Origin of the sequence: Clostridium pacaense (genome assembly GCF_020709765.2) — a bacterium.
In the GTDB taxonomy this organism is placed as follows: domain Bacteria; phylum Bacillota; class Clostridia; order Lachnospirales; family Lachnospiraceae; genus Enterocloster; species Enterocloster hominis.
This window is the reverse complement of sequence record NZ_JAJFEB020000001.1, coordinates 579798-599351: the sequence shown is the minus strand read 5'-3', so window position 1 is coordinate 599351 and position 19554 is coordinate 579798. Positions and strand designations below refer to the sequence as shown.

15 protein-coding genes are annotated in these 19554 nt (G+C 52.1%); 10 read left to right on the top strand and 5 right to left on the bottom strand.

All coding sequences use genetic code 11. The features are described from left to right. Positions 1–72: 72 nt before the first annotated feature. Both LK536_RS32400 and LK536_RS32395 read right to left on the bottom strand, forming a co-directional pair. On the bottom strand, positions 73–312 hold the full coding sequence (locus LK536_RS32400) for a hypothetical protein (RefSeq protein WP_008724960.1): 240 nt from the start codon (positions 310–312) through the stop codon (positions 73–75). Positions 313–385: 73 nt separating this feature from the next. Next, the gene (locus LK536_RS32395; protein WP_329602187.1) at positions 386–1315 is read right to left on the bottom strand and encodes a helix-turn-helix domain-containing protein; all 930 of its coding nucleotides are present in this window, start codon (positions 1313–1315) and stop codon (positions 386–388) included. Between the two features lie 98 nt (positions 1316–1413). Here LK536_RS32395 and LK536_RS32390 point away from each other — a divergent pair, with 98 nt between their 5' ends. The 6 genes from LK536_RS32390 (at position 1414) to asrC (ending at position 10395) form a co-directional block, all read left to right on the top strand. After that, positions 1414–2976: a serine hydrolase gene (locus LK536_RS32390; protein WP_227795023.1), complete on the top strand. Its 1563-nt coding sequence runs from the start codon at positions 1414–1416 to the stop codon at positions 2974–2976. Positions 2977–3125: 149 nt separating this feature from the next. Next, positions 3126–5396, top strand: a complete 2271-nt coding sequence (locus tag LK536_RS32385; protein ID WP_227795022.1) for an SH3 domain-containing protein — start codon at positions 3126–3128, stop codon at positions 5394–5396. 37 nt (positions 5397–5433) lie between these two features. Next, complete coding sequence (locus tag LK536_RS32380; protein ID WP_329602193.1) at positions 5434–7272, top strand: cadherin-like beta sandwich domain-containing protein; 1839 nt, start codon at positions 5434–5436, stop codon at positions 7270–7272. A 223-nt stretch (positions 7273–7495) separates the two neighbouring features. After that, a complete protein-coding gene (asrA, locus tag LK536_RS32375) occupies positions 7496–8542 on the top strand; it encodes an anaerobic sulfite reductase subunit AsrA (protein WP_227795020.1) in 1047 nt (348 codons plus the stop codon). A 3-nt stretch (positions 8543–8545) separates the two neighbouring features. Continuing rightward, a complete protein-coding gene (asrB, locus tag LK536_RS32370) occupies positions 8546–9337 on the top strand; it encodes an anaerobic sulfite reductase subunit AsrB (RefSeq protein WP_227795019.1) in 792 nt (263 codons plus the stop codon). 17 nt (positions 9338–9354) lie between these two features. After that, positions 9355–10395, top strand: a complete 1041-nt coding sequence (gene asrC, locus LK536_RS32365; RefSeq protein ID WP_008724977.1) for a sulfite reductase subunit C — start codon at positions 9355–9357, stop codon at positions 10393–10395. A gap of 114 nt (positions 10396–10509) precedes the next feature. Here the strand turns inward: asrC and LK536_RS32360 are convergent, their stop codons facing one another. Continuing rightward, positions 10510–11754: a RelA/SpoT-related domain-containing protein gene (locus LK536_RS32360; RefSeq protein ID WP_227795018.1), complete on the bottom strand. Its 1245-nt coding sequence runs from the start codon at positions 11752–11754 to the stop codon at positions 10510–10512. A gap of 198 nt (positions 11755–11952) precedes the next feature. Between LK536_RS32360 and LK536_RS32355 the strand changes: the two genes are divergently transcribed. From LK536_RS32355 to LK536_RS32345, 3 genes are all read left to right on the top strand, one after another. Continuing rightward, the gene (locus tag LK536_RS32355) at positions 11953–13899 is read left to right on the top strand and encodes a leucine-rich repeat domain-containing protein (protein ID WP_227795017.1); all 1947 of its coding nucleotides are present in this window, start codon (positions 11953–11955) and stop codon (positions 13897–13899) included. 102 nt (positions 13900–14001) lie between these two features. After that, positions 14002–15210: an FprA family A-type flavoprotein gene (locus LK536_RS32350; protein ID WP_008724982.1), complete on the top strand. Its 1209-nt coding sequence runs from the start codon at positions 14002–14004 to the stop codon at positions 15208–15210. Positions 15211–15282: 72 nt separating this feature from the next. Continuing rightward, entirely contained in the window at positions 15283–15642 is a 360-nt protein-coding gene (locus LK536_RS32345; protein WP_025482196.1) for a cupin domain-containing protein, read from the top strand. A 170-nt stretch (positions 15643–15812) separates the two neighbouring features. On the opposite strand, the gene LK536_RS32340 is transcribed toward LK536_RS32345, so the two are convergent. Then, entirely contained in the window at positions 15813–16160 is a 348-nt protein-coding gene (locus LK536_RS32340) for a helix-turn-helix domain-containing protein (RefSeq protein WP_008724986.1), read from the bottom strand. Positions 16161–16294: 134 nt separating this feature from the next. On the opposite strand from LK536_RS32340, the gene LK536_RS32335 reads away from it, so the two are divergent. Continuing rightward, a complete protein-coding gene (locus LK536_RS32335) occupies positions 16295–17692 on the top strand; it encodes a GGDEF domain-containing protein (protein WP_227795016.1) in 1398 nt (465 codons plus the stop codon). Here LK536_RS32335 and asnB read toward each other — a convergent pair. Beyond that, on the bottom strand, positions 17668–19521 hold the full coding sequence (gene asnB / locus LK536_RS32330) for an asparagine synthase (glutamine-hydrolyzing) (RefSeq protein WP_227795015.1): 1854 nt from the start codon (positions 19519–19521) through the stop codon (positions 17668–17670). The genes LK536_RS32335 and asnB overlap by 25 nt on opposite strands. Positions 19522–19554 lie beyond the last annotated feature (33 nt).

The window sequence follows — 19554 nt, the reverse complement described above, 5'->3', positions numbered from 1 at the left end:
AGCCCGGGAAATTGTTTCCCGGGCTTGGCCTGCGAGGGTGGAGTCCTCTTGCGCCGCAATGACGCCGTGTTCCTATACATCCCCGGCATAATAGCTGATGATGCTCATATAATCCGAAGGAGCCGGAATATCCAGCATCAGCTTCAGATACCCCTTGTTGTCAGAATGCTGCCTGCGCAGGTCATCCTGAATACCATACTGTCTGCCTATATCGGTCCTCCTGCCATCTGGATGGATCATATAGACAGCGCCCTCACATGCATTTACCGTACGCAGGAATTCTTCCACGTTAATGATACCCAGCTTAATCATAACAGAACCTCCTTTTTGCCGCCTGTCATCTTTGCTAATATCATTATAGTGCAGGATCCATGCGGTTTATATATCATATCTGCCCTGTAATATCATGATTCTGCCATCTTTTCCTATACTCCATGGGAGAGCACCCGAAGTTCTCCTTGAATACACTGCCAAAGTAGCTGCTGCTTCCAAGTCCGCAGGCATGACTGACCGCCGTGACTGCGTCCTGGCCCTGTGTCAACATGCGGCAGGCCTGCTGGAGCCTGTAGTTCCTCAGATATCCTAAGGGCGTGGTGTGCAGGCATTCACTAAAGGTACGGTAGCATTCACGCTCACTGATAAAAGCAGCAGAGGCAATATCCTTGACCGAAACCTTATCCCAGAAATGTTCCTGTATGTATATGATCATCAATTTCAGCTTGTCATCCGTCTTATCCTTATCCCTGCCTTCTTTTAACAGGGGGGAGGACAGGGCGAATATCCTGGCCCATATATCAGACAGGGCAGAGCGCAGCTTTATCTCATAGGCATATTCACCGGAGGATATCTGAAAGGATTTCCTGATATCCTTAAGGATGGCATCCTGCTCCTGCTGGTTTGGATCCAGGCTGATGATTCCAATATGGGATGCGGTCGTAAGGGGCAGGATAAATTTCTTTTCAATCCGGCTCCCCTGAGACCCGCCGATGAGGGAAACGTCAAAAATATGGTTCAGCTGGATTGTATTGGCAGCACTGTCCTTGGATTTTGTCATGTGGAGCACATTGGAATTAACCATCCCCCCGGAGCCTGCGGGGAAAACCACCTTTCCTTTGGGTATATAATATTCAACCACGCCGGACTCAACATAAAACAGTTCCACTTCCTTATGCCAGTGCCAGGGCACAAAACGTCCGGCTTTCTGGATGTCAAACTCCATATAGGAACTGATATAAGGAAAATCAGGCATGAAGTCAGGCAGTATTTCTTCTTTGCTTCCTTCCCGGTATTCAATACAGCAGAAATTTTTCAGCACAGCCAGTCCCTCCTATTCATGAAGCTATTATATCACACCACAGAATAAATCACACTGCCTGTGAATACGATAAAATAAAGGCAAAGAGGCGGCAAATCATGAAGCAATGGATATTTACGGCTGCGTTATCGATATCCCTTGTCTGCGGGCATCTGGAGGCGGCAGGAGGGGAATATAGTATACGAAAGGAGCTGGCAGGGCAGGAGCAGGCAGGGCAGACACAGGAAGTGCAGAGCCGTGCAGTGCAGGTACAGGAAGTGCAGGGCCGTGCAGTGCAGGTACAGGAAGTGCAGAGCCGTGCAGTGCAGGTACAGGCAGTACAGAGCCGGGCAGTGCAGACACAGGAAGTGCAGGGCCGGGCAGTACAGACACAGGCAGTGCAGGTACAGGAAGCGCAGAGCCGTGCAGTGCAGGTACAGGCAGTACAGAGCCGGGCAAGCCAGACACAGTCAGTGCAGGCGCAGTCAGGCCAGGCGCAGGCCAGCCAGACGGAAAATGCGGATTTCCTGAAACTGTACGCCCAGTCAGCTGTCCTGATGGACGGGAGCAGCGGCCGCATCCTGTATGGAAAAGGACAGGATATCATACGTCCCATGGCCAGCACCACAAAAATCATGACCTGCATCCTGGCGCTGGAGCTTGGTAACCTGGACGATAAGGTGACGGCTTCCTCCTATGCCGCGTCCCAGCCCAAGGTCCATCTGGGGGTGCGCTCCGGGGAAGAATACAGGCTGGAGGACCTGCTGTACGCCCTGATGCTGGAGTCCTATAATGACGCGGCTGTGATGATTGCTGAAAACATCGGGGGGAGCGTGGAGGACTTTGCCGCCCTTATGAACCAAAAGGCAGAGGAACTGGGATGCAGGGACACCTATTTCATCACGCCCAATGGACTGGACGGGGTAAAGAAGGACAAAGACGGCGTGGAACACATCCATTCCACCACAGCCGCCGACCTGGCGGCCATCATGCGTTACTGCGTCATGGAATCCCCCAAAAAGGAGGAGTTCCTGAGTATTACCAGGACCCAGAACCACACCTTTACGGACAGCAGCGGCAGACGTTCCTACAGCTGTTTCAACCACAATGCGTTTCTGAATATGATGGAGGGAGTGCTGTCAGGCAAGACAGGGTTTACGGGCGGGGCGGGATATTCCTATGTGGGCGCCATGGAAAATGACGGAAGGACCTATATCATCGCACTGTTAGGATGCGGCTGGCCGCCGCACAAGACATATAAATGGGCGGACGCCAGGAAGCTGTATACATATGGGCTGGAGCATTTCCGGTTAAAAGACGTGTTCCGGGAGGAAGTCCTGCCGGATATTCCGGTCACAGGGGGATTGTGCTGGGAAGAGGAGGGAACATGCCAGGAATCCACAGGCGCAAGCCTTCACCTGAAGGAGGAGGAGATGCACCTGCCCCTGCTGCTGGGGGAGGATGAAGAGGTGCAGGTGACAAAGAAAATACCTGCCGTGCTCCAGGCCCCTGTAAGGGAAGGACAGAAGATTGGGACCATTGATTACAGCCTGAATGGAACGGTCATCAGGCAGTATCCTGTCTATGCTGACAGAGGGGTGGATAAGATGACATTTTCCCGGGTTGTTTGGCATATACTGGGAATTTTCATGGATTTTGGAAAGACTTACCACATTATTTAATCTTTTCTTACGAATCTTTGTATTATGTGAAGTTTCCTGCGTTTTTGTTGACATATGAAGCCTTTTGTCATTATAATAGGATTAATGTCATAAAATAGAAATTCATGATTTTATTGGTTATGAATGAAAATACAGGAGATATATACATAATGAAGGCAAAGAAATTAAAAAGGGGTCTGGCCCTTATGCTTGGGGTGATGATGGCAGCAAATCTTCCGGCATCCGTGGCCACGCCTTTTACAATGCTTAATTCCTATGCATATACAGGGTCCGCCACGGTAAAAGCCACATCACTGAATGTACGCAGCGGCGCAGGCACCGGATATTCCTCCGTGGGAAGGCTGGCAGCAGGAGCTGCCATTACTGTTATTGGGGAGCAGCGGGGGACGGATGGCAATACATGGTATCAGATTCAATACACGGGAACCAACGGGGCGGTGAACACGGGGTATGTGTCATCCGTTTATGTGCGGCTCCCTGTTTCTTACACGACAGATTCTAATTTCGAGGCATATCTGAATTCCCAGGGATTTCCGGAGAGTTATAAGAACGGGCTCAGACAGCTGCACCAGCAGTACCCGAACTGGGTGTTTAAAGCCAAGAATACGGGACTGGACTGGAATACGGTCATTGAGAACGAGTCGGTGCTCAGCCGTAACCTGGTATCCTCCGGCAGCGTTTCCTCCTGGAAGTCGGTTGCGGACGGCGCTTATAACTGGGATAACAGCACATGGACCGGTCTGGACGGAAGCAACTGGGTGGCGGCTTCACCGGACATCATCCGGTATTATATGGACCCGAGGAATTTCCTGGATGAGACCTATGTGTTCCAGTTCCTTGCGCATGAATATAACCAAAGCACCCAGACCAGGGAGGGCCTTAACAGTATGGTAAACGGCACCTTCCTTTCCGGCAGCACCAACTCCACCGGGACAGGGGGAAGCGATTTCTCCGGCGGCCCGGGAGGCACGGGCGGTCCTGGTTCATCCGGCGGCCCGGGTAGCAGTTCCGGTTCCTCGGGCAGCTCATCAAGCGGCCCGGGAAGGGCAGGCACGTATGATGACAGCCAGCATGGTCCGGGAGTTTCCGGTTCCCCGAACACCAGCCAGCCGTCTTCGGACACCAGCCAGCCGTCTTCAGGCAGCAGCCAGCCATCCTCCGGCGGAGGCCAGGTCAGCCTGGAAGCGCCTCACGCATCCATCACGCCAAAAGAGCGCCGGTTTGTGGCTTCTAATGTAAGCCTGGTGGCGCCTGGACAGGATAATTCCTCTTCAGCGAATGGTCCGGTAGCAGTGGGTGGCACGGGTTCCTCTGGCGATAGTCCGTCATCCGGCAACAGCCCGTCATCCGGCAGCCCTTCCGGATCCGGTCCGTCGGTGGGCACATCCCCCTCTGGCGGTACGCCATCCGGTACATCCCCGTCAGGGACGTCATCCGGCGAGGCATCGCCCTATATTGACATTATCATGAATGCGGCATCCCAGTCAGGGGTCAGCCCATACGTGCTGGCCGCCATGATCTTACAGGAGCAGGGAAATAACGGCACCAGTCCCCTTATATCCGGCAATTATTCAGGATATGAAGGCTACTATAACTTTTTCAATGTGGAAGCATACCAGTCCGGTTCCATGTCGGCCATTGAGATGGGCCTGCGCTATGCATCCCAGTCCGGCACCTATGGACGTCCCTGGAATACCGTGGAGAAATCCATCCGCGGCGGCGCCCAGAATTACGGGGATAATTACGTGAAAGCCGGCCAGAATACATTCTATCTTAAGAAATTTAACGTACAGGGAAGCAATCCCTATAAGCACCAGTATATGAGCAATATACAGGGAGCTGCTTCAGAGGCAGCCAGACTGGCCCAGGCATATACGTCGGATATGAAGAATGTGGCCCTGGAATTCCACATCCCGGTGTTCAACAATATGCCGGAGCAGGCATGTGTGGCCCCCACCGGGGACGGAAGCCCCAATAACAAGCTTTCCGGGCTTGGGGTGGATGGATTTGGCCTGACGCCTTCCTTTAGCAGGGATACCCATGAGTATAACCTGATTGTGGATTCCTCCGTGGGCAGCCTTATGGTCAATGCCACGGCAGCTGATTCAAGCGCCAGGGTAACTGGGGCGGGAAGCATTTCCCTGCAGAATGCCAGCACGGATGTCATCATAACGGTAACTGCACAGAACGGTAATGTCCGGACCTACACCATCCATGTGGTGAAGCAGGACGGAGGGCCGACTTCCGGAAGCCCGGTGACACCGGGCGGTGGTTCAGGTTCCGGCAGTCCGGGAAGCCCCGGCGGCCCAGGCAGCTCAGGAGGACCGGGCGGTTCAGGAGGACCCGGCGGTTCCGGTCCGGCCGACAGCGGCAGCACTCCGGGCGGAAGCAATGTAACGATTGTACAGGTGCAGTCCTGATAAGAAATACATGATAATCTGAAAGTAGGAATAAATGATGATAAGACGAATGAGACAAGGGATTGCAGTCCTGATTATGGCATGCATGATTGCAGTCATGATGCCGGCCCAGATGCTGACTGCATTTGCGGCCAATGCCAAAATAACATTTTCTGACCCTTCCGCCACCGTGGGAAGCCAGGTCAAGGTCAATATGAAGATAACCAGCAGCAGTAATCTTGCCAATGCAGATGTGATGCTGGCCTATGATTCAAGTGCGCTGGAATTTGTCAGCGGTACCAATGCGGACGGAGGCGCGGGTGCGGTCCGCGTCCACGGCGATGCGGGAACGCCCGGCACGGGGACGCTTGCATTTACCCTGCAGTTTAATGCCCTGACCGCCGGAACCAGTAAGATTACGGTGACCAGCCAGGAGATTTATGATTCCAGCTCCCAGCTGGTGACAGTGGAGCATGAGGGAAGTTCAACGGTAACCGTAGGCGCGCTTCAGACAGCATCCAAGGATGCCACCTTAAAGAGCCTTAAGGTTTCACCGGGCGAACTGACCCCGGCCTTTTCACCGGATGTGGATACCTATGCGGTGACCGTGGGGACGGATGTGGACAAACTGATTGTCTATGCAGATACTACAGACGGGAATGCCCAGAATGTAGTGGTTGGCAATGACGGGCTGCAGATGGGTGAGAACCGTGTTACCTGTAAGGTTACGGCCCAGGACGGCGAGACCACGAAGGAATATGTCATTGTGGTAACCAAGGCAGAGGGCGGCGCCAGCGCTGCGTCCGGAGATGCTTCGGCAGCCGAGGTGAAGATGGAGATTTCCAAGCGGGTCATCACCATATTACAGCCGGATGCATCGGTTGAGGTTCCCATCGGATTCAAACCTACCACCATTAACATTGACGGCCACAAGGTACAGGGCTGGGTATGGGGCGCTTCTGAGAAGCCTGAATACTGTGTTGTTTACGGTATGAATGAAGCTGGTGAGAAGAATTTCTACCGCTATGATATGAAGGATAACGAGCGGACCATCCAGAGGTATTTTGCGGATCCGGCTGCAAGTGACACGGTGAGCACGGACGTATTCAATAACCTGGCTGACCAGTACGACAGCATACGCGATGACTTCAACCTGTTTAAGATACTGCTGGCAGTCACGGTTGCCATTGCACTTGTGCTTTTAATCATCCTGCTTGTGGTTGTGATGAATAAGAAGGGCAGGGATGGAGGAACGGGTGGTGACGGCACCACAGGTTCAAGAGGCAGCAGGGCCAAAGCAGCCGCCAGGAAAAAGGACCAGCTTCCGTCTGAGGACAGCGAAGGGTATCAGGATTATGAAGATGACGGTTATGGTGAAGATGACGGATACGGTGATGCCTTTGATGACCAGGAGGATGCAGACGGTTATGAGGATGAGGATGATCCTGCTTACGATGACAGCCGCGCCAGCAAGTACCAGATGGATTATGAGGATGGGTACGCGGACGAAGACGGTTATGAGGACACGGATGACTACGTGGATGAAGACGGTTATGAGGATGCGGATGGACACGGGGATGCAGACCGCTATGAGGAGGCAGCCAGGCCGTCTGGCAGGCCGTCCCAGCCATTAAGGCCAGTGGAACCGCCTAAAGCGGTGCAGCCTCCAAAGGCAGTACAGCCTCCCAAATCAGTTGCTCCGCCAAGATCCTCCCAGCCAGCCAGCCCGGCCCGCCCGGGCCAGCAGCCGGTAAGGCCGGCATCCGGCCAGCCCCAGCCAGCCCCGGCAGTACAGCGCCAGACCCCGGCAGCCCAGCCGGCCAGGCCAGGCCAGCCATCTGAGCCGGTAAAGGCCCAGGTGGATGGGAATGATGATTTTGAGATATTCGATTTATAGTAAGGGAAACATATACAGATAAGGGATACAGCGTTCCGTGGCAGGCGGGGCGCTGTATTTTTTGTGGATTTTAGTACCTTTTTGGCTTAATGATAAATTTTTATTATCAAACCATTACAATATATAATTAGGCATACCATTTTGGATTTGTTATAATAATAACATAGGTTTAAAAATAGATTATATAATAAAGATGGATAACCAGTAAAGGAGGAGGCATTTCATGGGATATAAGGTTGGATTTAAGGATGCCGACAGGATTTTTGGGCAGCTTCAGGACGAGTATGAGATCTGGGCACCCAAGCGGTTTGTGGGAAAAGGAAGATATTCAGACACAGACCTGATTAAGTATGCCCAGGTGGCAAGTGCAGAGGAGATTGAGTACAAGGAGAAATCAGACTTTCCGGCAAAGGAAGTCTTAAGCCCCATAACCCAGTCCCTGTTTTATTTTACCGAGGATGAATTCATTGAGAGCAAAGCCGGCTCAAAGAAGCTCCTGATATTCATGCGCCCCTGCGACATCCATGCCCAGCATCACCAGGAAAAGATATACCTTCAGAACGGCGGTTTTGAGGATATGTATTATAAGAGGATGAATGAACGGGTCAAGATCGTCATGATGGAATGCCAGGAAGGCTGGGACACCTGTTTCTGTGTCAGCATGGGCACCAACAAGGCAGAGGATTATTCCATGGCAGTCCGTTTCGGTGAGGACGGCCTTTCCTTCCAGGTAAAGGATGAAAGCTTCGCCCCGTATTTTGAAGGCATGGAGGATGAAGATTTCACGCCCGCCTTTGTGGAGGAAAATGAACTCAAGGTAACTGTGCCGGAGATTCCTGACAAGGAAATCCTTACAAAGCTGAAAGACCATCCCATGTGGAGACAGTACGACAAACGGTGTATCTCATGCGGAGCCTGTACCGTTGCATGCAGCACCTGTACCTGCTTTACCACCACCGACATCATATACAATGAGAATGCCAACGTAGGCGAGAGGAAGAGGACATCCGCCTCCTGCCAGGTAAAGGACTTTACCGATATGGCAGGCGGGATGAGCTTCAGGAACCGGGCTGGGGACAGGATGCGTTACAAGGTGCTCCACAAGTTCCACGACTACAAGGCGCGGTTTAAGGATTACCATATGTGTGTTGGATGCGGCCGCTGCATCGACCGTTGTCCTGAGTACATATCCATCGTGGCTACGGTGAACAAGATGGCGGATGCCATTGAAGAAATAAAAGCAGGGGAAAATGGACAGGAGAGGGGATAAGCCATGAAGAATATTGTAAAGCCTGTGGCATGTAAGATATTGGAAGTTAAGCGTGAAAGCCTTCACGAGTATACATACAGGGTAGAGACAGATATAAAGCCGGAACACGGACAGTTCCTTCAGCTTTCCATACCAAAGATTGGGGAAGCCCCCATCTCAGTCAGCTCCTTTGGGGACGGATACATGGATTTCACCATCCGCTCCGTGGGCAAGGTGACAGATGAGATTTTTGAAAAACAGGCAGGGGATATCCTGTTCTTACGCGGCGCTTACGGCAAGGGCTGGCCTGTTGACCAGTTTAAGGATAAGCACATGGTGGTGATTACAGGAGGGACCGGACTGGCGCCTGTAAAGAGCATGCTGAACAAGTTTTATGATGAGCCTGATTTCACAAAAAGCGTGCATCTGATCAGCGGCTTTAAAAATGAGGAGGGAATCATCTTCAAAGGTGATTTAGAGCGCTGGAAAGAGCGTTTCGACACCATCTATGCCCTGGACAAAGACCATAAGGACGGGTGGGAGACAGGATTCGTGACTGAATTCGTATCAAGGATTCCCTTTGGTGATTTTGGGGACGATTATGCGGTTGTAGTGGTAGGTCCGCCTCCAATGATGAAGTTCACAGGTTTCGAGGTCCTGAAGCAGGGCGTGCCTGAGGAGAAGATATGGATGTCCTTTGAGCGCAAGATGTCCTGCGCAGTGGGCAAATGCGGCCACTGCCGTATTGATGAGGTTTACGTCTGTCTGGACGGACCTGTATTCAATTATACACAGGCCAAATATCTGGTTGATTAAGAGAGGGGTGGCAAAGAATGAATCATGATATAGATATCAAAAAGGTAAGGATTAACTGCTTCAGGCAGTCCAAGGTGGCTGGGGAGTTCATGCTTCAGATGCGTGTACCCGGAGCCATGATAGAGGCAAAGCACCTGTCCATGGTGCAGGAAATCTGTGAGCGTTTCGGAAACGGGACCTTCCATATGGGCACCAGGCAGACCCTGGATGTACCGGGAATCAAGTATGAGAATATCGAAGAGGTAAATAAATTCATCAAGGGCTACATCAAAGAGGTTGATGTGGAGATGTGCGACGTGGATATGGAGGTCAATGACTACGGATACCCAACCATCGGCGCCCGCAATATCATGTCCTGTATCGGCAATGCCCACTGTATCAAGGGCAACATCAATACATACGAACTGGCAAGGAAGATTGAGAAAATCATTTTCCCCTCCCATTACCATATCAAGGTTGCGGTGGCAGGATGCCCCAATGACTGTGTAAAAGCAAACTTCAACGATTTTGGCATCATGGGCATCAACAAGCAGGATTATGATATTGACCGCTGCATCGGCTGCGGTTCCTGTGTGGAGGCCTGCCAACATCACGCCACCGGCGTGCTGAGCCTGAACAAGAACGGGAAGATTGACAAGGATGCCTGCTGCTGCGTGGGCTGCGGCGAATGTTCCTTAATCTGTCCCACCGGCGCATGGACCAGGGGAAGCAAGAAGCTTTACCGTGTAACCCTGGGCGGCCGTACCGGCAAGCAGAACCCAAGGGCAGGAAAGCTGTTCTTAAACTGGGTGACAGAGGACGTGGTCCTTGGGGTATTCTCCAACTGGCAGAAGTTCTCTGCGTGGGTCCTTGATTATAAGCCGGAATATCTCCATGGCGGACACCTGATTGACAGGGCCGGGTACAAGGAATTTGCAAAGCATATCTTTGAAGGCGTGGAGTTCAACCCTGAGGCCAAGGTGGCTGACAATATTTTCTGGGCTGAGAATGAGCAGAGGGGCAACATGCATGTGATGCCGCTGTCAGAGCATAAACATGCGGGACCTCAGGAGAAATAATAAGTAAGACGCGCGGATGTGTGCGGATGAGGCAGGAATCAGGAAGAAAAGATATGGGAGCCGGGCGGTTAAGCCCGGCTCCCGTGTTCATGCCATGACGTGTTGTCAAACTGTTTATTCATCGTTCAGTTTATGGTTTAACTTCTCATAAACCTCATGAATCTCATCCCCCTGCCGCATCAGTTCCTCCACATCCGGTTTCTCAATGTCATGTATCAGCACGTTCCTGGTCCTTCTGAGGGCGCCTATTTTGTTGGACAGGTCCTTGTCCAGGATGTCCATGCGCTTTAAGGTGTTGATATTGAAGGCACTGTAGGACTTGGGCGTGTTCCGGCCGGTGGCGCGGTTGAGAAGGTTCTCAAGTGGGACCCACTGGCCGAAGAAGTAGTTGACGGCCTGGCGGGTCTCCGGGTCGGAGACATCATCGCTGCTCCTTAATTCCTGGTAAACATGGTACCGCTTCTCGTTGCCGGTGATGATCTGGTCGATGATCTGCTGGGAAATGTTCCTGCGGTCTTTTTCAAATTTGACGGATTTCAGTATAGGCTCAATGTCCTTTACCTTGAAAAATTTTAAGCGGCTGAGAAGCTTGAACAGCAGTTCAATATTGCCCATACGCAGTTCAATGTCCTCTTCCTTAAAATGATTGCTCAGGTAATTGTACAGGTAGGAGGCCAGGTCGTACTGGCTGGTAAATGTGGTCTCCTTGTTCTTTATCCTCTCATTGCCCGCGCTCTGCAGCCGTTCAAGGGCAATCTCCCCGGTCAGCACCAGACCGTTAAGCTCATCCAGGATGGACAGCTCCTCGTCCGACAGGGCGCCCTGGAGGGGCTTGTAGATCAGGTCGTGCTCCACCTCGGACCAGGCGTGCATGAGGACGGAGGCTACCTGGATTTCAATGCGGGCCTGGACATACTTCTTCTGGCTGGGCGATATATTCTCTTCGCTGATATGTACCCTGTAATGGTTGGCCCAATAACCGGAAAAACGTTTGTTGTAAGTGGGTGTCTTGGACTGTTCCGGGAACTGCTTTTTCTCCATGACAGTAAAAAGGTCGCTGATAAGGGCGTCCGCCTTGTCGCGGTCACCAGGGAAATAGAGGGATACGCGGACACCTGCCAGGTCAAACATGTCATCGTATATCTCGCGCATGTTTTTGTAGGGGGTCTCCCTCTCGGCGTTCCGGTGGAAGGTCTTGTATTTCAGCCTTCCCGGGTTCTTGGCCCTGGAAGTGACAATGGCACGGATACCGGCAGACTGCAGCGCTGTCTCCAGCTGTTTCGCAGCCAGGCGCCCGGCATTTTCATAAAATGTGTATTTCTTCCTGTAATTTTCTATAAACTGGTTTACTAAATCCATGGTGGGCACCTCCCTCTTGAAACAGTATATCTTAAGGAGCAGAAGAATTCAAATACTTTCCAGTATTTTGAAATGGAAATTTCCGGCGGGGATTCCATTGTCCGGATGGGATGGGCGTAAATCCGTTTTCACATAAGTTGAGGAAAGGAATTCTCAAACATGTCCGAGTATGGTACAATTGTTACGGAGATAAGAAGGATGAAAGAGAGAGGGAACATGAAGCTGACAGAACTCAAATGCACTGCCTGCAACGGCAGCCTGAAACTGGATGAGAACAATCCCCATATAGCTGTCTGCGAGTATTGCAGGACACGCTATGTGCTGGAGGATGAAGGGGAAGGGAACGTACGGCTGGCCGGTGAACCGGCAAAGATGAATCATACCACCATCCGGCCGGAGCTTTCTAAAAAAGCCACTGGGTGGGAAGCCTACGGATGGAAGCGTGTTGCGTCCGCTCTGGCTGTATTGTTCCTGCTTGTGGTGGTGATATCCGGCCTGGCCGTAAATAAAGTCCGGAATGGGAAACATGCCCCGGCTTCCGGCAATCCGCCGTCTGCCACCAGGTATGCAGGGAAAGGAACAGGCCGGGATCCTGAGGTGACGGCAGGAGCGGACGGGAAGGAAGCGCAAAAGGAAGAGCTGACAGGCATATTCGGGGATATGGCAGCCACTGCTTTTGGTAAGGCGGCAGATCTGCTCAGCGATGAGGAACTGGCCCGTTTCCGGTGGATTGAATATGAATATTCCGGCGACCATATCATGGTGGGATACAGCTTTGATGATCCCATGGAAAAGCCGGAGGCAGCCCTTACATGGCTGGAATTTGACAGGGACAGCGCAAAAATCAACAGTAAGGTCCTGTCCCGGTTTACCGGGCTTAAGTCCCTGAGCGCGGCAGGCTATCTGTCGGCAGGGGATATAAAGGGGCTGGACCTGAAACGGCTCAGCTGCTACGGCAAGTCCCCGGGGGAGGTGGCTGCTTTGTTTGAGGACCCGGGACAGTTAAAGGAGCTTCGCATCAGCGCGGGACTTGAAAGCCTGGATGGGCTGGGCGCGCTGACGGGTGTGGAGAAACTGGCCCTCAAAGGCTCCGACCTGACGGATATCAAGCCTCTGGCCGCCATGAAGGGCGTCAAGTCCCTGACCCTTGAATACTGCAATGAATTAAAGGATTTTTCCGTGCTTTCCGTGATGGACTGGCTGGAAGAGCTGTCCATTGAATCAGAGGGGGTCAGGGATGCAGGTTTTGTGAAGGATATGCCAAAGCTTACGTCATTTTCACTGTCCAGGGCCAAGATACTGGATCTTGACAGCCTGAAGGGCAATACAGGCCTGACCTCCCTTTCCATTACAAGGTGCAGCGAGGTAAAGGACCTGAGCGCGGTATCCGGACTTACCGGGCTTGAGGAACTGTCCCTGGAGGTGCCTTACAACTGTACCCAGCCGGACCTTTCCGGCCTCACCGGCCTGCGCCGCCTTAAGGTGAACGGCATGGACACGGTTTCCTACCTGTCAGGGATGGGAGGGCTTGAGAAACTGGAACTGGAATGGGTGGATATTGATTCCACGGCGCCCTTTGCAGGGCTTGCAAACCTGAAGGAATTAACCTGTTCCCGCATCCCGGATGAGACAAAATGGGATTTTGTGGCCAGGATACCATCCCTGGAAGTGCTGAACCTCAATGGAATAAGGACCTATAAGGATATATCAGGCCTGTTCGGCATGCCCGCCCTGCGGGAACTGTATCTGAACGGGGTGGAGTGTGAACTGTATTTTTCAAAGATATCCCCCAATGAACACTTGGAGGTCCTTGAGATGGACGGGGTGAAGCTGTATGAGAATGTGAAGATCAGCGGCGGGGGAGGGATTGTATACGTGGATTACGATAAGGTGGACCTGAATGATAATACAGGTTTTTTGACCGCGTTCCCGGGAATCAGAAGGCTGAGCCTGGCAGATAACATGCTGACGGACATAAGCTTTGCAGCCTCCCTTCCCAATCTCGAGTATCTTGACATAAGTGATAATTATGTGACGGATATCAAACCGTTGGAGGGACTGGGCAGGCTTGGGACCCTTGACTGTTCCGGCAATCCGGTGGGGAACGTCCGTGTTTTAAGCGATGACGTGACAATACTCCAGTGAGTAAGTGTACACTAAATAATACAGTGACATTTGGGGTAAAATGTAGTATACTTCTAAACGAAATGAAACATTGACCATCATTTAACGAAAGGATGACTGAATATGTACTGTGTAAAGCGCATTAAAGACGACCTGTTCTGGGTTGGCGGGACAGACCGCAGGCTGGCATTATTTGAAAATGCCTTCCCTATTCCCCGCGGCATTTCCTACAATGCCTACCTGCTTGTAGATGAAAAGACCGTGTTATTTGATACCGTGGACCGTGCCATTACGGAACAGTTTTTTGAAAACATAGAGGCTATATTAAAGGGACGCACCCTGGATTACGTGGTAGTGAACCACATGGAGCCGGACCACTGCGCCACCCTGGGAGAGATTGTACGCAGATATCCTGAGGTAAAGGTGGTCTGCAACCCCAAGACCGTTCCAATCATCAAGCAGTTTTATAACTTTGATATTGATTCCAGGGCCATGATCGTGAAGGAGAATGATACATTCTGCACCGGAAGGCATACATTTACCTTCATCATGGCTCCCATGGTGCACTGGCCGGAGGTCATGGTCACATATGATACCACGGACAAGACCCTGTTTTCAGCAGATGCCTTCGGCACCTTCGGCGCCATGAACGGCAACCTGTTTGCGGATGAGGTTAATTTTGAGCGTGACTGGCTGGATGACGCCAGAAGATATTATACCAATATCGTGGGCAAGTACGGTCCTTCCGTGCAGACCCTGCTTAAGAAGGCGTCCGCCCTTGAAATCCATACCCTCTGCCCGCTCCACGGTCCTGTGTGGAGGAAGGACATTGACTGGTATGTGGACAAGTACCTGACCTGGAGCAGCTATGAGCCGGAAGAAAAGGCGGTCATGATTGCATATGGTTCCATCTACGGCAACACGGAGAATGCGGCCAACATACTGGCAGGGATGCTGGCTGACAGGGGCGTGAGGAATATTGCGATGTACGATGTTTCCTCCACCCATCCGTCCACCATGATATCCGAGGCATTCAGGTGCAGCCACCTGGTGATTGCGTCCGTTACCTATAACGGAGGGATTTTCAGCAACATGGAACATTTCCTCATGGACCTTAAGGCACATAACCTGCAGAACAGGACCGTTGCAATCATGGAGAACGGCTCATGGGGCGTGCTGTCAGGAAAGCAGATGAGGGAAATCATCGGCTCCATGAAGAACATGACAATCCTGGACGAGACAGTGACCGTAAAGTCCGCACTGAAGGAGGACCAGCTGGCCATTCTGGAGGGCATGGCGGACGCCATTGTCAGAACCATGAATCAGCAGTAGGATGGTAAGGATGTAAGAACGGTAAGGACGCAGGAACGGTAACGACGCAAAAACGGGGAGAGGGGACGGATCATGATTAGGAGAAAAGATGAAGCTGAAGTAAAAGTCATGCATGAAGTACAGAAGGGGAACGGGGATGTGGTTTTCCACACATTCATGACAAAAGACGAGGCTTACGGCGCGGGAAGGACCTTCGCAAGGGTGGAGTTCCTTCCGGGCACATCCATCGGGGTGCATGGGCACCACGGGGAATTTGAAGGCTATTATGTGCTGAAGGGACAGGCCCTTGTGACTGACAATGGGACTGAATCCATACTGAATCCGGGGGATTACCACATGTGTAAGGACGGGGACAGCCATGGCATTGCATGCTATGGGGAGGAGCCCATGGAAATCATTGCGCTGATCATCAATGTCCCGGCGCGGTCTTAGGATGGCCCCGGACTATAAAAGATGACAGATGGAAAAGAACCGGCGGCAGGCCAATTGCATCCGCTGGTTCCTTTTTTGGCACCAGAATACATTACAGTACATTAAAAATATGAATTACAATGAATATCTGGTTGTGTTTTTTTAGATAACGTAGTAAAATAATTAGGAAATTACAGGAAATCAGAGGGCTGGCCCCGCAGGAGTTCCGTAATATAGCGGACAGCAGGAAGGATGGCCCTGGCTTCGCTTTCGCTGCAGTTGTGCAGCTCCCAGAAAAGCTGCTGCTTGGCGTCGCCTATGGCATCGGAGCCAGGATAGAATATCCTGTCTGCCGGAATCCTGAGCGCGGTAATCAAAGGATAGAGAACCTCAAATTTGGGATTCCCGCGGAAGTTTTCAATATTAATAATGGTACGGACATCAATTCCCAGTTTTTCAGCCAGTGACGCCTGGGACAGCCCCTGTTCTTCACGGGCTTTGCGGATGACCGTACCTAATGTTTTAACGTAATCATGCATTGTGATTCACCTCAATACTAGTGTACACTACAGTTTACATATTATGAATTACTATGCGATACATATATTTTATGAATCCAGATACACTGATATACAACATGGAAAGCAGATAAAGGAAAGGGGGATGCAGGTTCATGGATGGGAATGCAGGTAATGGAAAATCCGGCGTCCGCATTGTAATGGATGCAAAGCGGGAGAAAGAATGCGCGGGCTCCCTTTCCGGGATTTTTGATGAACTTATGGAATTCAGCATGGAAACAGGGCGGTGCAGGGGAGTCTTTTATACGGAAGGGGGATGCCGCCTTTCGGTGAACCAATCCTTTGAGGACTTCCGGACATTTGCCTGGGAGAACATCCACCCTGAGGAGTGCAGGGATTTTCTTGGGATATTTAACAGGGAACATATGAGGAAGATTATGGAGGAGGGTAAACCGCTGCGCCATGAATTCCGGTGCCGGGACATCGGAAGGAATTACATATGGCTCAGGATACTCCTGATACCGGAATCAGGCAGAGGTGACACTGTGCTCTGCTATGTGTCGGACCTGGGGGATAAGGATGGGGAAAACTATCTGTTAAGGCAGATTGTGGAACGGTACGTGTATAGGAACTGCGATTATCTCATATGTCTGGATGCGGATAAGGATTCCTATACCATGTTTAAAAGGAATGAAGGCTCTGACCTGCTTCCTCAGGAATCCTCGGGCAGTTACAGCCAGATGGTCCAGACATGTATCAAGGGTTATGTGGTGCCTGAGGACAGGGAGATGGTCGACAGGGAGATGGAGATCAGGCATGTCCTTTCCGTACTGGACGCGGAAGGCGAGCACATCATAACATATGGCGTAAAAGACCCGGAAAAAGGTTATCTGCGCAAGCGGTTCCAATATGTGTATTATGACAGGCCGGGCAGGATCGTGTTCCTTATGCGCAGCGACATCACGGAGGAATACCAGGAACAGTTGAGACAAAAGGAACGGTTAAAGGATGCGCTTAAGAATGCCAGGGTGGACTCCCTTACCGGGCTTTACAACCGGCAGGCCATATGCAGGGAAATCAGCCGTTTCCTGGAATCCCCCGCCTGCTCGCGCGCAGTCCTGCTGTTCATGGATCTGGATGATTTTAAGAACATTAATGATACCATGGGACACAGAAGCGGGGACTATGCCCTGCGCTGCGTGGCTGACCTGTTCCGCCATACCCTGCGCGCCACGGATATGGTCGGCAGGGTTGGCGGGGATGAGTTCGTTGCGCTCCTTACCGGGATTTCCGCGGAAAAGGGAGGCGTGGAATGCGCGAAACGGCTCTGTGAGGCGGTCAGCAGCATGGAAGACCCCAACATGGGTGGGCTTAAGCTTTCATGCAGCATAGGCGGCGCCGTATGTCCTAAGGACGGCAATGATTACGACACCCTGTTCGTAAAGGCGGATACGGCTGCTTATGAGGCAAAACGGCAGGGAAAGAACCGGTACGTGTTTTATACCCCGGGTCTGGAGCTGAAGAACGGTTACTGCTCCAGTTCAATGTCATAGGTTTTCATCCAGTAGTTAATCTGCAGGATATAGGCCATCATCTGGGGACCTGCCATCAGCTGTCCATACCATGGCTTGCCGTAATCGCCCGGGTTTGACAGGAACTGTTCCAGCTTCTTCCTGTCTAGGAACTGCATCACAGGCGCATGGCTGTCGCCCATCATTTCGCGGACACGTCCGGCCAGAAGCTTTTCATAAGAAGTATCATAGGTTTTGGGATAAGGGGACTTGCGCCTGAAGAGGATATCTTCGGGCAGGAGTCCTTTTGCTGACTGGCGGAGCAGGTTCTTGACCACACCGTCCCTGGTCTTCATATCCCAGGGCACGTTCCAGACATACTCCATGATCTTGTGGTCCGCAAAGGGGACCCTGGCTTCCAGGCCGGAGTACATGCTGGTGCGGTCCATGCGGTTTAACAGGGTCTGCATGAACCAGCGCAGGTTCAGCCAGGCGATTTCGCGGCGCCTTGCCTCCACCGGCGTATCCTCTGCCAGCCTTGGTGTCTCGGCTACCGAACGCTCATAGGTATTCCTGACATAGCTGTCCATATCCAGGTATTCTATGAAGCTGTCATTGAGCAGCACCTTCCTGGCCCCCAGATCCATGGTCCATGGAAATGTATGCGCCTCAAAGCACTCCTTTTTGTGGAACCAGGGATAGCCGCCGAAAATCTCATCCGCACACTCGCCGGTAAGGGCCACCTTGTTGTGTTCCTTTACCATGGAGCAGAACTGGAGCATGGAGGAGTCAATATCCCCCATGGCCGGCATGTCATGGGCCAGCACGGAATCATACAGGCGGTCTGCCTGGGTCAGGTTGTCACATTCCAGATAGTGGTGGTCCGAATCCAGGAACCGTACCATACGGTCCACAAAGGGGCGGTCCTGGGAGGGCTGGAAGGAGTTGGCCTTGAAGAATCTGTCATTGTCCACAAAGTCAAAGGAAAATGTGGTGAGACGTTTCCCTTGTTTCCTTAATTCTGAGGCGCAGATGGCAGACACCAGGCTGGAGTCCACGCCTCCGGAGAGGAAGGTACAGATGGGCACATCGGAGACCATCTGCCTGCGCACGGCGTCCTGGACCAGGAAGGATGTCTTTTCAATGGTTTTTTCATAGCTGTCCTCATGTGGACGGCTTTCCAGTTTCCAGTAACTTTTAAGCCTTAAGCCCTCTGCCGAGCACATAAGGAAGTGTCCAGGCAGCAGTTCCTCCATATCCTTAAACACACCGCAGCCATAGGTCCTGGCAGGTCCGATGGAGAAAATCTCGTTCAGCCCTTTTTTATCCAGGACCGGGCGGACCCCGGGATAGGCAAGGATCCCCTTGGGTTCGGAGGCAAAGATGATTTCCTCTCCCCTGACCATATAGAACAGGGGTTTGACGCCTGCCCTGTCACGGAACAGGCACAGACGGTTCCTGGCAGTGTCCAGGATGGCAATGGCGAATATGCCGTTGAGCCGTTTCACGAAGTCCGGCCCGTATTCCATATAGCCGGCCAGTATGACCTCGGTGTCGCTGGAGGTCTGGAATACAAGGCCGCGTCCCAGCAGTTCCTGGCGCAGCTCCCCGGTATTGTAGAGTTCGCCGTTGTAGACAATGGCAAATGTCTGACCGGACCCGGATTTTACCATAGGCTGGTGGCCTCCGGCCAGGTCGATGATGGACAGGCGGGCGTGGGACAGTCCGCCGTGTTCGCTTAAAAACAGGCCGGAGTCATCCGGCCCCCTGTGTTTCTGGCACTGCGCCATGGATGTAAGGATTTCCCTGCAGTGTTCTTTCTCTTTGAGGTAATGGTCATGGGGGTTATAAAAACCGGCAATTCCGCACATAGTTCGTTCCTCCTGTCATGGATTGATGCTGCG

Bases quoted from the DNA above. Each gene is read 5' to 3' on its own strand.
- LK536_RS32400 (WP_008724960.1), bottom strand. From the start codon at position 312: ATGATTAAGCTGGGTATCATTAACGTGGAAGAATTCCTGCGTACGGTA.
- LK536_RS32390 (WP_227795023.1), top strand. From the start codon at position 1,414: ATGAAGCAATGGATATTTACGGCTGCGTTATCGATATCCCTTGTCTGC.
- LK536_RS32385 (WP_227795022.1), top strand. From the start codon at position 3,126: ATGAAGGCAAAGAAATTAAAAAGGGGTCTGGCCCTTATGCTTGGGGTG.
- LK536_RS32380 (WP_329602193.1), top strand. From the start codon at position 5,434: ATGATAAGACGAATGAGACAAGGGATTGCAGTCCTGATTATGGCATGC.
- asrA (WP_227795020.1), top strand. From the start codon at position 7,496: ATGGGATATAAGGTTGGATTTAAGGATGCCGACAGGATTTTTGGGCAG.
- asrB (WP_227795019.1), top strand. From the start codon at position 8,546: ATGAAGAATATTGTAAAGCCTGTGGCATGTAAGATATTGGAAGTTAAG.
- asrC (WP_008724977.1), top strand. From the start codon at position 9,355: ATGAATCATGATATAGATATCAAAAAGGTAAGGATTAACTGCTTCAGG.
- LK536_RS32360 (WP_227795018.1), bottom strand. From the start codon at position 11,754: ATGGATTTAGTAAACCAGTTTATAGAAAATTACAGGAAGAAATACACA.
- LK536_RS32355 (WP_227795017.1), top strand. From the start codon at position 11,953: ATGAAAGAGAGAGGGAACATGAAGCTGACAGAACTCAAATGCACTGCC.
- LK536_RS32350 (WP_008724982.1), top strand. From the start codon at position 14,002: ATGTACTGTGTAAAGCGCATTAAAGACGACCTGTTCTGGGTTGGCGGG.
- LK536_RS32345 (WP_025482196.1), top strand. From the start codon at position 15,283: ATGATTAGGAGAAAAGATGAAGCTGAAGTAAAAGTCATGCATGAAGTA.
- LK536_RS32340 (WP_008724986.1), bottom strand. From the start codon at position 16,160: ATGCATGATTACGTTAAAACATTAGGTACGGTCATCCGCAAAGCCCGT.
- LK536_RS32335 (WP_227795016.1), top strand. From the start codon at position 16,295: ATGGATGGGAATGCAGGTAATGGAAAATCCGGCGTCCGCATTGTAATG.
- asnB (WP_227795015.1), bottom strand. From the start codon at position 19,521: ATGTGCGGAATTGCCGGTTTTTATAACCCCCATGACCATTACCTCAAA.